Here is a 15,406-nt window from a genome sequence, read left to right on the forward strand (position 1 = left end):
AAACCTCATCATGACCTGCAAACTCGAAAATCGGGTATTGCGCAAAATTACCCTGCGCATTGTGCCCTTTATCATGATTCTTTATTTCATTGCCTTCCTCGACCGCGTAAATATTGGTTTTGCTGCGCTGACGATGAATCAGGAACTTGGTTTTTCACCCACGGTATTTGGTTTCGGTGCCGGTATCTTTTTTATCGGTTATTTTTTATTTGAAGTGCCCTCCAATTTAATCCTGCATAAAGTCGGCGCACGTATCTGGATAGCCAGGGTGATGATCACCTGGGGGCTGGTATCAGGTGCAATGGCGTTTGTGCAGGGCACCACCAGCTTTTACACCCTGCGCTTTCTGCTTGGGGTGGCGGAAGCCGGTTTCTTTCCCGGCATCATTCTCTATCTCAGCTACTGGTTTCCCGCCCAGCGCCGTGCGCAGGTAACCGCCATGTTTATGGCTGCCGCCCCGCTTTCCACCGCATTAGGCTCACCAATATCAGGTGCATTGCTCGAAATGCACGGGCTGTTCGGTTTCAGTGGCTGGCAGTGGATGTTTGTACTGGAAGCGGTGCCGGCGCTGATCCTTGGCGTGGTGGTGCTGTTTTACCTCACCGATCGTCCTGAAAAAGCCAAATGGCTGACCGATGAAGAGCGCGAATGGCTGGTCACCACTATGGCGGCAGAACAGGCGCGTCGTCCTCAGCAGCAGCATCAAAGCCTGTGGCGAGGGCTGGCGGATCGACGCGTATTGGCGCTGTCGCTGGTCTACTTTGGCACGTCGGCCGGTCTTTATACGCTGGGCATCTGGTCACCCCAAATTATCAAGAGCTTTGGTATGTCGTCACTGGAAGTCGGCTTTATCAATGCCATTCCGGCGGTACTGGCAGTGGGTGCCATGATTTGGTGGGCGCGCCACTCCGACCGCCGCAATGAACGAACCTGGCACGTGATCGCGGCCTGTCTGCTGGCGGCGCTGGGGCTGGTACTGGCGGGAATTGCCACCACAATAGTGGCGGTAATGCTGGCGCTGATTCTGGTCAATATCGGCATCAGTTCATCAAAACCACCGCTGTGGAGCATGCCAACGCTGTTCCTATCCGGTTCAGCCGCCGCCGCCGGTATCGCCACCATCAACTCCATCGGCAATCTTGGCGGCTTTTTTGGCCCGACGATTATTGGCGTAATCAAGCAACAAACCGGCAGCTATGCCAACGGACTCTATTTTGTCGCCGCACTGCTGGTGCTGTCGGCGTTACTGGTGCTGTGGCTCTCCTGGTCGCAGCGCAAACCGCAATCCAGTGGTAACAGCAATACCGCTGCCACTCAGACCCTGCATCATTAATTATAAGGATTTCACTATGCGTAACTACTCAATTGCCGCTATTCCTGCCGATGGCATCGGCCCCGAAGTGATCAATGCGGGTATTCAGGTTCTGCGCAGCCTCGAGCAGCGCTTTACCGACCTGCGCTTTAACATCACCTCATTTGACTGGGGTTCAGATTACTACAAACAACACGGTGTGATGATGCCGGAAGATGGACTGGCGACGCTGAAAAATTTTGATGCCATCTATTTTGGTGCCGTCGGCGCGCCGGATGTGCCGGACCACATTACTCTTTGGGGCTTACGTCTGCCGATTTGCCAGGGTTTTGATCAATATGCCAACGTTCGCCCGACGCGAGTATTGCCGGGCATCTCCTCACCGCTGCGTCATTGTCAGCCGGGCATGCTGGATTGGGTGATTGTGCGTGAAAACTCTGAAGGGGAATATTCCGGCCATGGCGGTCGTGCCCACCGTGGTTTACCGGAAGAGGTCGGCACCGAGGTGGCGATTTTTACCCGTACCGGCGTCACGCGGATCATGCGCTACGCGTTTAGCCTTGCGCAATCACGACCGCGTAAACAGCTGACGGTAGTGACAAAATCCAATGCTCAGCGCCACGGTATGGTGATGTGGGATGAGATTGCCGCCGAAGTGGCGCAGGAGTTTCCCGACGTCAGCTGGGACAAAATGTTGGTCGACGCGATGACGGTGCGTATGACTCTGCATCCGCAATCGCTGGACACCATTGTCGCGACCAACCTGCATGCCGATATTCTTTCCGACCTCGCAGGCGCACTGGCCGGCAGCCTTGGCGTTGCACCGACCGCTAACATCGATCCCGAACGCCGTTTTCCTTCAATGTTTGAGCCGATTCACGGCTCGGCTTTTGATATCACCGGTAAAGGCATTGCTAACCCGATAGCCAGCTTCTGGACCGCCGCACAAATGCTGGAGCATCTTGGCGAAACGCAGGCGGCGCAGGCGGTGATGCAAGCGATCGAGACGGTATGCCAGGCCGGAATAAAAACGCCGGATGTCGGCGGCACCGCCACCACTCAGCAGGTGACGAATGCCGTCGCGCTGACCATTCTGCAAAAGGTGGCCGTGCCGGAAGGTGAAACGATTGCCTGACGAAACAACGAGCACGCCGCGGGCGTGCTCGGTTAATGATTAACTGACCACCGCCTGAGGCAGCTGCGTGCCGCGATAAAATGCTTCGAGCAGCGAACGCGCCCAGTCGGTGCCCTGCAACGTTCCCGCCTCTGCAGTGATATTTTCTGGCAGGCAGGCGCTCATAATCTGCTGCGTAAACTCGGGATGGAACTGTACCGACAGTGCTGACGGTGAGTAACGAATGATCTGACATTCATCCATCGCCGAACGGGCCAGCACCTTAGCCCCCGGCGGCGCTTTCAGTACCGACTGGCGATGCGACAGCCACGCATCAAACTGTGCAGGTAGCGCAGAAAGCAGCGCATCACCCGCAGCCAGGTTATCCAACCGGTGCAGGCCGCGTTCCCAGCCGTGCGGATTATCCGCTACCGTGCCGCCCAGCGCGTAAGCAATCAGCTGATGCCCATAACAGACGCCGAGTAACGGCAGTTGATGATCAACTGCACCCCGCACCCATGCGGCGGTGCGCTCACTCCACTCGGCGTGATCGGTCACCATCGCCCAGGAACCACTGAGGATGGCACCCGAAACCGTCGCGTAATCGGGAAGTTGTTCACCAAGATGCGGGCGAAACACCTGATACTCAGCGCCCTGTAACTGTAATGCCTGAACAAACCAGTCAATCTGATCGCCAACCCGCGAACTGACTTCAGCAGGCGGAACTTCAAGTTGGATAATTGCCAACGGTGCGGTGTATAGAGGTGACATGCCGAATCAGACTCCTTGTCAACAGAAGATGCCATTACTGCCTGAATGTATCAGGTAACCGGTGCTCAGTCTGACACTTCCCCGTCGCCGCGTCTCATCACTTTTTCAGATTACCTAAGTCAGTTAACATAAAATAACTTACCCCCGGCAAGGAACATTCGTGTCATGATAAATCGGTGAGTTAACAACGCAACATTAAGGAATGCGTCGTGGCACTGCGTCATTTTTTTTTGGTTTTACTGGTGGTTTCTCTCTGGGCGTTTAATAACGTGGCGATAAAATGGGGTCTGCTTGACCTGCCGCCGCTGTTTATGACCTGCATGCGCTTTGTGGTGGTCGCGATAGTGCTGATCCCTTTTACCCGCGTCACCCGTGAACAGCTTCGTTACCTGCTGCCGCTGGCATTCACCTTTGGTTTCCTTCATTTTTCGCTGCTGTTTGTCGGCATCAATTATACCGACGCCGGAACCGGAGCGATTGTGGTTCAGCTGGGCACCCCGTTTGCCATGCTGCTGGCAATGTTGATTCTTAAAGAGAAACTGACGCTGATTCAGGTACTGGGGATTGCGATTTCACTGAGTGGTGTGGTGGTACTGACCGGCAGCCCAACTATTCCCAGTGGGTGGGTGCTGTGCCTGTTACTGAGCAGCGCGGCAGGTTGGGCGATCAGTAATTTGATCGTCAAAAAGTCACCGCCAATCAAACCGCTGACCATGACCGGCTGGATCTCGTTTCTGGCTATCCCGATTGTCGGGCTGGCTTCGTATCTGCTGGAAGCCGATCAGTTCAGCGCGCTTTCACACTCTTCCTGGCGCGGCTGGTTCGGCATTATGTACAGCGCGATTGGCTCGTCAATTATCGCCTATTCGTTGTGGTATGCGTTGCTGAAGCGATATAACGTCAATCTGATTATGCCCTACTCACTGCTGACGCCGGTGCTGGCGGTGACGATGGGAATAGTGGTGCTGGGCGACAGCATGAATACGTTTAAAGCGATCGGGGCGCTGCTGGTGATTGCCGGCACGGCGATTTCTGTGATCAATCTGCGAAGTTTACGGATGCATGCGCGCTTTCCACGGCTTTCCAGACGGCGTAAACCGTAATAAGCCAGCTGGCGGCAGAGTCATCAAACGATGACGAAAATGCCGCCGCTGAAATTAATTTACTTCTTCTAACTCGTCACGCATCGCCTGAATCGCTTCACGACTGATGGCCGCCAGCGTGCGGTAGAAAGGCGTGCTGGCGTGCGCTTCTACTTTGCCAAGGAATGCGCCGCACCACGGCATCAGATAGTCGTCAAACAGCGCGATTTGCGCCTGAATTTCGTCCTCTTCCGACTGATCTTCCAGCCATGAAGCCGCCAGCAACAGTGCACCGATATGGTCGGCTGGCGCATCGCTTAATGGCATGCCGCGCTGCTGCAAAAAACTGCGTACATCCGCTTCCTGCGGGCCATTTTCCCACTGTGAACCATACGGGGAAACCTTGCAGTCGCTGCCCACAAACAGCGCATTATAATCGGCGGCCAGCGCCTGCGGATCGCTGTTCTGTTGCAGGCGAGTTAACAGTTCATCCTGCTCCAGCGGCCATTGCTGCTGCAACTTGCCTTCACGCAACAGAGTAAACAGCGGCACCAGCAGCGGATCCTGCGGCTGACGATTATACAGCGAGCCGAGAATGCGGCAGATGATGGAGAACTCATTCATTCATTTTAGTCCAGTAAGAGATTAAAAGTGACAGCGTCACAAATCAGCAAATTCTTCGATGCGTTTGCCGGTGCGTTTTTCCAGAAAATCCAGTAAACGACGCGGCGTGACATTTAACACGCGTTCTTCCGGAAAATCCACTTCGCGCATAATTCGCAGGCAGTGTTCAAAGTTACCGAGGGTAAAGGCGGTGTGGGAATCGGAACCAAATGCCAGTCTTCCACCGGCATCGCGTACTGCCGCCGCAATCGCCCGGCAATTCGGCTCGCTGCCGGCGCGCGAGGTGGTAAACGATGAATTATTAATCTCCAGCGCCACATCATATTTCGCTGCCGCCGCCGCTATCGCCGGAATATCCACCGGGAACTTCGGATTGCCCGGATGGCTGATAATATGCACATCACCATTGGCCATCGCCGCAATCATAGCTTCGGTATGGGTGGCTTTATCCTGTGGCGCAAATACCGGCTCGTGAAAACCGGCTACCACCAGATCCACCGCATCCAGCATCGGACCGGTGCAGTCAATTTCACCGGCGGTATTTTTGATATTGGCTTCAATGCCGCGCAGAATGCCAACGCCTTCCACCAGCCGTGGCCAGATGCGCATATTAATAAAATGCCAGGCGTGTGGCGCATCCGCCATATCCGGCCCATGGTCGGTAATGGCGAACAGTTTGATGCCGTTGGTTTTGGCATGAACCACATAGTCGTGCAGAGTGCTGTAGGCGTGGGTACTGGCAACGGTGTGCATATGAAGATCAACGGGGTACATAGCGATTTTCTCCTTTTTTAATAAGGCAAGGATAGCATCCCTGCCCTTACAGAGGTTAATAACCGCGTGCGATATCCACTCGTCCTTCCGGCATTTCACCGGCTTCGCGCTGCTGGATTGATTTGGCAATAAAGTCCATCGCTTCTTCCGGCAACGTGACCGCAGCGTTATGTGGCGTAATCGCCACTCGCGGGTGCGACCACAGCGCACTGCTCTGCGGCAGCGGTTCCTGAACAAACACATCCAGCGCTGCCGCTTTGATTTCACCGGCCTCCAGTGCCGCCAGCAAATCATCTTCAACCAGGTGAGCACCACGCGCCAGATTCAGCACAAATGCTGCTGGATTAAGCTGGCTTAACAACTGACGATTGATGATCCCCGCCGTCTGCGGCGTATTTGGCAGCAGGTTAATCAGTACCTGAGTGCCATCAAGAAAATCGTTTAGCTGATCGGCCCCGTGATAGGTGGTGACGCCATCAATTTGCCTGGCAGTACGGCTCCAGCAGCGGATTGGGAAACCCCATGCTTTCAGACTTTGCGCCACATTACGCCCTAAAACTCCGGCGCCAAGAATGCCGATGGTGAACGCATTGCGACGGTAGTTTTTTAACGGTTGCCACAGCGCCTGCTGTTTTTGCAGCTGATAATCATCGAAGCGGCGAAACCAGCCCAGCACGGTATACACCGCATACTCCTGCATTTGCAGGCCCATGCCGGTATCTTCCAGCCGGAACAGCGGAACCGAGGCCGGCAGCATCTCAGGATGCTGTTTTAACTGGCTCAGAATATCGTCAACACCAGCGCCAAGGGCGAAAATCCCTTTCAGATCGCTGCGCCCTTGCAACATTTCAACCGGCGGTGTGCGTACCAGCGCGTAGTCTGCCGCGGCATTGTCGCCGGGTTGCCATTCACGAACGCGCGCTTGCGGAAGGCGTTGCTGTAAGCCGTTGATCCAAGTGGCTGCTTTAAAAGACGGATGATAAAAAATGATATCCACATTTCCTCCTGTTTTTTTCAAGGCTCAGGGATAATGGGCGTGCTGGCAAGTGAAAATTTCGGGGCAGCTAATCTGCCCCGTGGCATTACGGTCTGACCGGCGCTTGCTGAATCAGCTTGCGCAGCAGTGGTATCAGGCAAAGCATTAACAGGCCAATTGCCGCCGCACCCCAACCGAGAAGGCTGAAGATATGGCTGTAGCCCGGGTTGGTCAGCAGTGGCGTACTGCCGCTGTTATCCGGCATCCAGCCTGAAACATAGCCCGCCAGCACCGAGGCCACACCGGTGACCATCATCCAGCAGCCCATCATCACGCCCTGATAGCGCGCCGGTGCCAGTTTGCCAATCATCGCGTAACCAATCGGCGAAATCAGCAATTCCCCGATGCTCTGGAACAGATAGCTGATAACAATCCATTTAAACGCCACCATGCCATCACCGCCGGACAGCATGATACCCAACGGCAGCACCAGCATTCCCAGACCTATACAGAACAGTGAAGAGGCAAACTGCAAGGGAATATCAATGCGCCAGCCGCGCTCGCGCAGGTTGCGAAAGCCCATCGCCAGCAGCGGGCCGCCAATAACAATCACCAGCGTGTTAATATTCTGCACCCACTGCGGAGCAACATGAATGCCATAAACGTTAAGATTGATATTGTGCTCAACAAACAGCATCAGCCCCATCGGCGCCAGTTGATACAGCATCCAGAACACCAGGGAACCGATCGCCAGGATCAGATAAGCGGCCATCCGGCGCTGCTCTTCGCGCGGACGATGGCGCAGCGTGGTCAGGCACAGCAATAAAAACACCGCAATGCCCAGCACGATAACAAACGAGCCGGTAAAATCGGCGTGTGTCAGCATGATGCGAATCAGCGGAACCAGCAGTACCAGAATCGCCAGCCCGATCAGCATCCGCAGCCTGAACTGGCTTTTACTGGCCTGCAGCAATGGCGTATTGATATCTGCAAGGATTTTCCAGCGCAGCAGTGAGATGATAATCGCCAGCACATTGCCCACCGTGGCAAACAGGAACAGCGCCTGATAGTGCTCGGTAAGCTGGAAATAACCGGCTCCGGTAAAACCAATAAAGAATCCGAGGTTCATACCCGCGTAATTCCACAGAAACGCGCTCTCACGGCGGTTATCTTCCGGGGCAAAACGTTGGGTCAGCATCATATTGATACAGGTGACATTCAGGCCGCTGCCGGTGAGGAACATCGCCAGCCCCCAGTATAATCCATCGGCGCTCTGCCCGGAGAGCACCCAGCACCCCGCCACCTGCAACACCATTCCCAGCACAAACAGATTGCGGTTGCTGAGAAAGCGGCCGCCAAGATAGCCGCCGAACAGGTGCAGACCGTAGTTAAACGCGCCAAATACGCCCATCATGGTCGTGGCTTCGGCATTGCTGAATCCGAGACGTTTGGTGGCATACAGTACCAGCGTCGAATAGAGAACGGCGAAGCCGAGCGTGGCGAAGATCTGAATAAAGAAGAGTGCACCCGAACCGGCGGGAACGCCGTGTGGCTGCGCCTTTGTTACGTGATTCAAACTAACCTCTGTGATTTTCTTGCCAGAATAAGCGCATTATTATGCGCATTACTGCTCAATGATGCAGGATGGAAAATGTGATTAGTTATGTTTTTTGCCTCTTTCGGCCATTTTGCCAGCAACCTGCTGAAAAACTGTCTGAACGCATCACGGAATGACGAAAGTTCGTTGACGGCGCGGCGGGAAATCCCTACATTAGCCGCCGTCGACAAGTCAGTTGCCGACAACAATATGGTGAGGTGTCCGAGTGGCTGAAGGAGCACGCCTGGAAAGTGTGTATACGGCAACGTATCGAGGGTTCGAATCCCTCCCTCACCGCCATATTCTGTAAAAAAGCTCGAACTTCGGTTCGGGCTTTTTTGTTTTTGGCTGGCGGTGGAATTCAGCGACCGTCATCGTAAAGGTGAGCAGGCTATTGCCGCCAGTGGGCCATCGCGCCTCGCTACCAGGAACAGGCTGCGCTGGCGGCAAATGAATTGGGCGCCAGCATATTACCCTGCCCTGAGGGGCTATACGTTGCTCCGCAATGCATCACTGAAGAGCGTCAAAATCAATATCGATTTTAATCCTGTAAATACCCCTCCAGGACTAACTTTTTAGTTTCGAAATCAACATAACCAACAGACCAAACCTGATACAGATTTAAAATTTGATATTTTTCTGCGGATGTCGTGAGCTTTACATTTTCATAAATATTATGTCGGGATTCACCTTTAACGATATTTGCCACACCATCAGCAACAACGGCAATTCTGTCATCATCTGCAGTCTGAATTATGGCTCTGATATCCAGCTCAGCCCTACCGTCGGATCTTAAATAAACATAATCAACACCAGAGATAGTCCCCGTTACTTCGCCAGAGACTTTACCTTCGAATGAAATGAAAATTCTCACACCTTGCAAAGGTATTTCTTTTTTACCTGATAAAATATCTTCAAACGAAGTGCCACTGTCAATGACATCAGTTATGGTCATGTCATAGGTGATAATTTTCTTTCCATTCATAACACTACCTCTTTTGTAATCGATCATGTTCTCATCAGGCTGGTTGGCAGTAGATAGCAGACTTTCAGTGTTGCAACCGCCGAAATTTTAGTATAACTGGAATCTAACAGAATTAAGCCGCATAATTTTCTGTTATTGTAAAAAATAAGCATGCTTCTGAAAATGACAGGCAACCATAATGGCCGAAGGTATATAACAGTAATTTCACCGGCTACAATCGCTGACAGATCTGTCGTATACTGTCCCTTAACCGACAGGGAAATTAATGGATAAATTAGCCTTCAAACCCTGGTTGACGCGCTGGAAACTCATTCCAGATGGCCCCCCCTGCGTCACGCATACCTCACAACTCCTGCCGGTAAAAACAATCACAGGTGGCATAAAAGCCATGCTAAAAATTACCGATGACGAGTATGAACAAACCGGTAATGCTCTTATGGCGTGGTGGGGAGGAAATGGCGCGGCAGCGGTTATCGCCTGTGAAAATCAGGCAATTCTTCTGGAGCGTGCCACAGGACCCGCCTCTCTGTCCGCTATGTCCCGGGAAGGCCAGGATGCAGAGGCCTGTCGTATCCTCTGCCTTACTGCAAACCAGCTGCATGCAGGCCAGAAACGTCCGTTACCTCAGCTTATGCCTCTTCATGAGTGGTTTTGCGCTTTAAAACCAGCAGCGCGGAAATATGGTGGTTTTCTTATCCGCAGCGCAGAAATATCGGAAGAATTGCTATCCACTCCACGTGATGTGGTCGCATTACACGGTGACCTGCACCATGAAAACGTTCTTGATTTTGGCTCATCGGGCTGGCTGGCGATTGATCCCAAAGGGGTAAAAGGCGAACGAGGATTCGACTATGCCAATATTTTCACCAATCCGGATGCTGACAATCCCGTTCCCCGGGTCGCGACTGTGCCAGAAGTATTTGAACAACGGCAGGAGATCGTTAGTCAAATGGCAGGTCTGGACAGAGAGCGGCTTCTTATGTGGATAATTGCATGGTGTGGGCTTTCAACCGCATGGTCACTTGAAAGCAATGAACCAATTTCCACCACACCAGAAGTCGCTAGGCTGGCAATTGCCAAACTGCAGCAGTGACTGAAACTGTTCAGGTTAACCTTAGGGGTGAAATTCAGGCCAATTTTTCTGATGCCAGACCCCGTCTGTCACCCCAATGTTTCCAGCTTTAAATCGTGACCAAGCGCAAAAGCCCGAACGCGTGTTCGGGCTTTTGGCGGATTGTGGTATCGCTAACCCTCGTTAGTTCTGGGTAATGCCCATCGCCGCCCGCATGGTATAGAACAGGTCGGTCTGGTCGGTCAGGCCAACCACATTTGCAGCATGCGGGCCATAGGCGGCGATGCGCAATTGAGTGCCGGTATGTCCCTGAGAATCTTCCTCCGAGTTACCGTAGCTAATGGTCATCAGCCCACCCTCTTTGGTCTTCAGCGTCTGCGTCAGTCCCGGCGCCTTGCTGTCATTGGCAATGATCTGGCTGGAGTGCGCGTGATCTGCAGTAACGACCACCAGCGTATTGCCGTCCTTACGCGCAAACTCCAGCGCCTTCTGCACCGCCTCGTCCAGATCTACCGTCTCGCCAATCTGGCCACATGGGTTAGCGGCGTGATCCTGTTTATCAATTGACGCGCCTTCAACTTGCAGGAAGAAGCCATTTTGATTTTTGCTCAATAGCTCAATGGCCTTATCGGTCATCTGCGCCAGCGTCGGGGTTGAGGCCGGACGTTCTGCATTCACCTCACAGCGAATCGCTTCATTTGTCAGGTTACCGTGATAGCTGGCTTTAGGGCCTTTCCAGCGCACCGGCATATTGCCTTCAGCAAACAGCCCCAACACTGGCTTATCCTGATTTGCTTCGCTGATGGCGTTCATGCCGTTAAGATCGCTGACCCACTGGTAACCCCGCAGCTTTGCCTGTTCCTCCAGCGTTTTTCCCTGCCACTCACCGGCTTTCGCCGTTTCACTGAAGGTCTTAGCGCCGCCACCCAGCAGGACGTCAACGCGGGTATTTAACAGTTGCTCGGTAATCGAGCCTTTGCCGCCTTGCTCCAGCGCATTACTGGCACAGAGTTCCGTGGTTTTCGCCGGGCCGTAACATTTGCGCGAGGTCACATGTGCCATCTGCGCCGCCGGAGTGGCATCCTGCAATTCCGCAGTAGAGACGTTGCCGGTCGCTTTACCTGCCGCTTTGGCAATTTCCATTATCGTCGGATGATCTTTGCCGTTAACATCTACGCCAATCGCACCGTTATACGATTTCACTCCGGTACTCCAGGCGGTGGCCGAGGCGGCAGAATCGGTTACATAGTCTGGTTTATGGGTTTTCTTATCCAGCGCGTAGTGGGTGTATTGTCCGGTCAGCGGCAGCGCGTCAATGCCTTTAAAGAAACCGCCTGCGCCTTCGGCATAGTTACGCGCAGCGGTGATTTCAGAGTCACCCATCCCGTCACCAATCAGCAGGATTACGTTTTTCGCGGTGTGATTATTTAACGACGCTTTTAACGCCTCGGTTTGATCGCTGGTCAGGCGGCGTGCGCCACCTGGCTGCGTCAGATCGCCTTGAGCCGCGCGGCTGTAGGCAGCAATATCGGCGAAACAGCTGGTGGAAAACAGGGTAGCAATAACCGACAGGGTGAATAGTTTTTTATGTGACATCTTGCCATCTCTCCATGAGAAAAAGTTAACTAAGGTTTTCAGAGAGCGAGTTTGCTACAAAACCCTGTCAGTTTTGTGACACCGGCATGTCATTCTGATGTCAGTCACAGCGCCGCCTGATAACATTAAAACCATTAGCCACCTCACAGTTCGCGCCCTGCTTTCCAACACTTTGTAAAATTTCGTCTAAAGTTTTTCGAATGGTCAATTACTTACAGACCATGTCTGGTCTGGACAAGGAGAACTTCCGATGATGAGACGAGTTGATAACCGTCAATGGAAAGGGGCACTGTTGCTGCCGCTAATGTTTACCGGCGTGCTGGCGGGCATGACTTTGCCTGCGCATGCTGAAGATGATCAGCGCATGTTAACCAGCGCGCCACAGCCGCCCGATGTGCGTCTCGGTCCGTTGTATCACGCCGTGCAGTCGGCAAAGTTCTTTCCCGATCAAAAAACTTTCGCTGATGCGGTGCCAAAATACAGCCCCTCTTCGATTCTCGCCGACTGGCAGATGCAAAAATCTCAGCGTAATTTCGATCTGCGCCACTTTGTAGACAGCAATTTTATTCTGCCAGCCGACGGTGAAAAATATGTACCACCGCAGGGGCAAAGCCTGCGTGAACATATCAACGGATTGTGGCCCGTGCTGACGCGCACCACCGACAAAGTGAATCAGTATGATTCGCTGCTGCCGCTGCCGAAACCGTATGTCGTGCCAGGCGGCCGCTTTCGCGAAGTTTACTACTGGGACAGCTACTTCACCATGCTGGGGCTTGCTGAAAGCGGTCACTGGGATCGGGTGCAGGATATGGTGGATAACTTCGCGGCAGAGCTGGATAAATACGGTCATATTCCGAACGGAAACCGCAGTTATTATCTCAGCCGTTCTCAACCTCCCTTCTTTAGCCTGATGGTTGATCTGCTGGCGAAGCACGGTGGCGATGAGGTTTATGTCAAATACCAGCCGCAGCTGCAAAAGGAGTGGGAGTACTGGATGGCGGATGCGGAGACGGTAAAAGCTGGTGAAGCCAGCCAGCGCGTGGTCAAACTGAAAGATGGCGCGATCCTTAACCGCTACTGGGATGCGCGCGACGTGCCGCGCACTGAATCCTATATGGATGATATTACCACCGCACAGAAAGCGACCGACAGGAATAAAGCGGAACTGTATCGCGATCTGCGCGCCGGTGCGGCTTCCGGCTGGGACTTCAGCTCGCGCTGGTTTGATAAGCCTGACGATCTCTCTACCATCCACACCACCCGCATTGTGCCGGTGGATCTGAACGCCCTGCTGTATCACCTGGAAAAAACGCTTGCTCACGCCAGCAAACTGGCGAAACAGGATGACGCCAGTCAGCGCTTTGACGATCTGGCAAAAAAACGTCAGGAAGCGATTAACCGCTACCTGTGGGATGAACAGGATGGCTGGTATGCCGACTATGACTGGCAGAAAAACAGCGTGCGTAAACAGCTGACCGCCGCCACGCTGTTCCCGCTTTATCTGCAGGTCGCCAGCAAAGAGAAAGCCAGCCGCACTGCCGATGCAGTCCAGAAACAGCTGGTGAAAGAAGGTGGGCTGGTTACCACTAACGTCAATAATGGTCAGCAGTGGGATGCGCCAAACGGCTGGGCACCGTTACAGTGGGTGGCGGTTGAGGGCCTGAATCACTACGGCAAACAGACGCTGGCAAAAGATATCGGCATGCGCTTTCTGAAGAATGTGCAGGCCACTTATGACAAAGAGCATAAGCTGGTTGAGAAGTATGTCGTGGAAGGCAGCGGTCTGGGCGGCGGCGGCGGCGGTGAATATCCGTTGCAGGATGGCTTTGGCTGGACCAACGGCGTTACGCTAAAACTGATGGATATGTACTGCCCGAAAGATGTCACCTGTAATAACGTTAGTGATATCAGCAAAACCCAATAAGGATTGTGCACGTTAATCACTGCATATCCTCACAGCGGGAGCCGAAAACGGCTCCCCTCGACTGGCCCGGAGCCATCATGCAAGCACAAATCACTCGCTCAGCCAGTCGCCGTGCGCTCGTCGCCGGTTCGGTCGGTAATTTTATTGAATGGTATGAGTTTGGCGTTTACGGTTTTCTTGCCACGGTCATTGCCGGGAATTTCTTTCGCCTTGAGGGTGAAAGCGAGATAACCAGCCTGATCCTTACCTACGCCGCCTTTGCCCTCGCCTTCTTCTGCCGCCCGCTGGGCGCGATTCTGTTTGGGCGTATTGGCGATCGTATCGGCCGTAAGCCGACGCTGATAGCAGTGCTGATTATGATGACGCTGGCTACCGCCGCCATTGGGCTGATGCCGACATACGCTACGCTGGGGGTCGCTGCGCCGTTGCTGCTGACGCTATTGCGCATGCTTCAGGGGCTGTTTGCCGGCGGTGAGTTTGGCGGCGCAGTGGCACTGATGACCGAGTTCGCGCCGCGTGGCAAACGTGGCAGCTACGGTGCCTGGCAATCTTTTACCGTGGCGCTTGGTTTACTGGCCGGTGCCGGTGTTGTGGCGTTACTGGCTACATTACTGACCAGCGAACAGTTGCACAGCTGGGGCTGGCGCGTGCCGTTCCTGCTGGCCTTGCCAATGGGTCTGGTGGCGCTGTGGCTGCGCTTGCAGCTGGATGAAACTCCGAGCTTTAAACAGACGCAGCAGAATCTGCAACCCGCGCCGCTTTCCGGCGTAGTGAAAGCCATCGCGCTGGGAATTGGTCGCATGATGGGCTGGTCAGCAGCCGGTTATACCTTTTTAGTCGTGATGCCGTCATGGCTGCAAACCTCACTGCACGCCAGTTTCCAGCAGGCTTTGGTTGCCACGGTATTGGGAAATATTGGCTTTGCGTTGACCATTCTGCCAGCGGGTCGTCTTAGCGATCGCTATGGCCGCCGCCGCATAATGCTGCTGGCGATTGGCGCAGTGATCATTTTTACTTTCCCGCTGCTGGCGATTTTACAACAGCCTGAGGCATCCCTGTGGTGGAAGGCAGCGGCGGTGATGCTGGCCGGTGCGGTGGTCGGTTTGCTGGCCGGTCCCGGACCAGCGATGCTGGCAGAGATGTTCCCGACCCGGGTACGTTATACCGGATTAGGCCTGGCCTACTCCCTGTCTAATGCGGTGTTTTCCGGCTGCGCCGGTCTGATCATCACCGCGTTGATCAAGCAGACCGGCAATATCAATATTCCGGCATGGTATGTGGTCATCATTTCATTAATCAGTTTGATGGCGATCCTCACCCTACGCCCCGACGACCATCTGCGCGATCTCGAAAGTTAACCTCAGCCAGACAGCCCCGACGCTGTCTGGCCTGCAGCCGCCTCAACGCCTTTGTCTGTTTACTGCTCAGTTATGTTAATACCCCGATCTTTTTGTGTGAATAGATAAGCATAATCAATGCTTGAAACCGTTATCGAGAAAGATAATAATTATCATTAGATATATGTAAATGTAAGTCAATCGCATTGCCGCTGCGCGTCAGGCCGCGATCTTTTTGGAAA

General features: G+C 53.7%; 13 protein-coding genes and 1 tRNA gene. 7 read left to right on the forward strand and 7 right to left on the reverse strand.

All coding sequences use genetic code 11. The features are described from left to right. Positions 1-10 precede the first annotated feature (10 nt). Complete coding sequence (locus ACP3TC_RS12140) at positions 11-1,333, forward strand: MFS transporter (RefSeq protein WP_313857142.1); 1,323 nt, start codon at positions 11-13, stop codon at positions 1,331-1,333. Positions 1,334-1,349: 16 nt separating this feature from the next. After that, a complete protein-coding gene (locus tag ACP3TC_RS12145) occupies positions 1,350-2,447 on the forward strand; it encodes a tartrate dehydrogenase (RefSeq protein ID WP_313857141.1) in 1,098 nt (365 codons plus the stop codon). A gap of 39 nt (positions 2,448-2,486) precedes the next feature. On the opposite strand, the gene ACP3TC_RS12150 is transcribed toward ACP3TC_RS12145, so the two are convergent. After that, positions 2,487-3,197 carry a glutamine amidotransferase gene (locus ACP3TC_RS12150; protein ID WP_313857140.1) on the reverse strand — a complete coding sequence of 237 codons (711 nt, stop codon included), beginning with the start codon at positions 3,195-3,197 and terminating at the stop codon, positions 2,487-2,489. A gap of 209 nt (positions 3,198-3,406) precedes the next feature. On the opposite strand from ACP3TC_RS12150, the gene ACP3TC_RS12155 reads away from it, so the two are divergent. Further along, positions 3,407-4,300 carry a DMT family transporter gene (locus tag ACP3TC_RS12155; RefSeq protein WP_426816534.1) on the forward strand — a complete coding sequence of 298 codons (894 nt, stop codon included), beginning with the start codon at positions 3,407-3,409 and terminating at the stop codon, positions 4,298-4,300. 54 nt (positions 4,301-4,354) lie between these two features. Here the strand turns inward: ACP3TC_RS12155 and ACP3TC_RS12160 are convergent, their stop codons facing one another. The 4 genes from ACP3TC_RS12160 to ACP3TC_RS12175 form a co-directional block, all read right to left on the reverse strand. Beyond that, positions 4,355-4,903: a TorD/DmsD family molecular chaperone gene (locus tag ACP3TC_RS12160; protein ID WP_426816535.1), complete on the reverse strand. Its 549-nt coding sequence runs from the start codon at positions 4,901-4,903 to the stop codon at positions 4,355-4,357. Between the two features lie 36 nt (positions 4,904-4,939). Next, positions 4,940-5,677: a phosphatase gene (locus tag ACP3TC_RS12165; protein WP_313857136.1), complete on the reverse strand. Its 738-nt coding sequence runs from the start codon at positions 5,675-5,677 to the stop codon at positions 4,940-4,942. Positions 5,678-5,732: 55 nt separating this feature from the next. Next, complete coding sequence (gene ghrA / locus ACP3TC_RS12170) at positions 5,733-6,674, reverse strand: glyoxylate/hydroxypyruvate reductase GhrA (protein WP_313857135.1); 942 nt, start codon at positions 6,672-6,674, stop codon at positions 5,733-5,735. An 85-nt stretch (positions 6,675-6,759) separates the two neighbouring features. Continuing rightward, entirely contained in the window at positions 6,760-8,229 is a 1,470-nt protein-coding gene (locus tag ACP3TC_RS12175) for a peptide MFS transporter (protein WP_426816536.1), read from the reverse strand. Between the two features lie 233 nt (positions 8,230-8,462). Here ACP3TC_RS12175 and ACP3TC_RS12180 point away from each other — a divergent pair. Next, positions 8,463-8,550 (forward strand) — tRNA-Ser (locus ACP3TC_RS12180). A gap of 241 nt (positions 8,551-8,791) precedes the next feature. On the opposite strand, the gene ACP3TC_RS12185 is transcribed toward ACP3TC_RS12180, so the two are convergent. Beyond that, positions 8,792-9,235, reverse strand: coding sequence for a DUF3237 family protein (locus ACP3TC_RS12185; RefSeq protein ID WP_426816537.1), 444 nt, complete (start codon positions 9,233-9,235; stop codon positions 8,792-8,794). 265 nt (positions 9,236-9,500) lie between these two features. Between ACP3TC_RS12185 and ACP3TC_RS12190 the strand changes: the two genes are divergently transcribed. Further along, positions 9,501-10,328 carry an aminoglycoside phosphotransferase family protein gene (locus tag ACP3TC_RS12190; RefSeq protein ID WP_426816538.1) on the forward strand — a complete coding sequence of 276 codons (828 nt, stop codon included), beginning with the start codon at positions 9,501-9,503 and terminating at the stop codon, positions 10,326-10,328. Positions 10,329-10,490: 162 nt separating this feature from the next. Here the strand turns inward: ACP3TC_RS12190 and phoA are convergent, their stop codons facing one another. After that, complete coding sequence (gene phoA, locus ACP3TC_RS12195; RefSeq protein WP_426816539.1) at positions 10,491-11,903, reverse strand: alkaline phosphatase; 1,413 nt, start codon at positions 11,901-11,903, stop codon at positions 10,491-10,493. A gap of 304 nt (positions 11,904-12,207) precedes the next feature. Here phoA and treA point away from each other — a divergent pair, with 304 nt between their 5' ends. Both treA and ACP3TC_RS12205 read left to right on the forward strand, forming a co-directional pair. Next, entirely contained in the window at positions 12,208-13,827 is a 1,620-nt protein-coding gene (treA, locus tag ACP3TC_RS12200; RefSeq protein ID WP_426818274.1) for an alpha,alpha-trehalase TreA, read from the forward strand. 77 nt (positions 13,828-13,904) lie between these two features. Further along, positions 13,905-15,185 carry an MFS transporter gene (locus tag ACP3TC_RS12205; RefSeq protein ID WP_426816540.1) on the forward strand — a complete coding sequence of 427 codons (1,281 nt, stop codon included), beginning with the start codon at positions 13,905-13,907 and terminating at the stop codon, positions 15,183-15,185. The last annotated feature ends 221 nt before the right edge of the window (positions 15,186-15,406 follow it).

This window comes from Winslowiella sp. 2C04 (genome assembly GCF_050037805.1).
In the GTDB taxonomy this organism is placed as follows: domain Bacteria; phylum Pseudomonadota; class Gammaproteobacteria; order Enterobacterales; family Enterobacteriaceae; genus Erwinia; species Erwinia toletana_A.

Excerpts from the sequence above, each read along its gene's own strand:
- ACP3TC_RS12150 (WP_313857140.1), bottom strand. The coding sequence starts at position 3,197 with ATGTCACCTCTATACACCGCACCGTTGGCAATTATCCAACTTGAAGTT.
- ACP3TC_RS12205 (WP_426816540.1), top strand. The coding sequence starts at position 13,905 with ATGCAAGCACAAATCACTCGCTCAGCCAGTCGCCGTGCGCTCGTCGCC.
- ACP3TC_RS12140 (WP_313857142.1), top strand. The coding sequence starts at position 11 with ATGACCTGCAAACTCGAAAATCGGGTATTGCGCAAAATTACCCTGCGC.
- ACP3TC_RS12165 (WP_313857136.1), bottom strand. The coding sequence starts at position 5,677 with ATGTACCCCGTTGATCTTCATATGCACACCGTTGCCAGTACCCACGCC.
- ACP3TC_RS12190 (WP_426816538.1), top strand. The coding sequence starts at position 9,501 with ATGGATAAATTAGCCTTCAAACCCTGGTTGACGCGCTGGAAACTCATT.
- ACP3TC_RS12185 (WP_426816537.1), bottom strand. The coding sequence starts at position 9,235 with ATGAATGGAAAGAAAATTATCACCTATGACATGACCATAACTGATGTC.
- ACP3TC_RS12145 (WP_313857141.1), top strand. The coding sequence starts at position 1,350 with ATGCGTAACTACTCAATTGCCGCTATTCCTGCCGATGGCATCGGCCCC.
- ACP3TC_RS12160 (WP_426816535.1), bottom strand. The coding sequence starts at position 4,903 with ATGAATGAGTTCTCCATCATCTGCCGCATTCTCGGCTCGCTGTATAAT.
- phoA (WP_426816539.1), bottom strand. The coding sequence starts at position 11,903 with ATGTCACATAAAAAACTATTCACCCTGTCGGTTATTGCTACCCTGTTT.
- treA (WP_426818274.1), top strand. The coding sequence starts at position 12,208 with ATGTTTACCGGCGTGCTGGCGGGCATGACTTTGCCTGCGCATGCTGAA.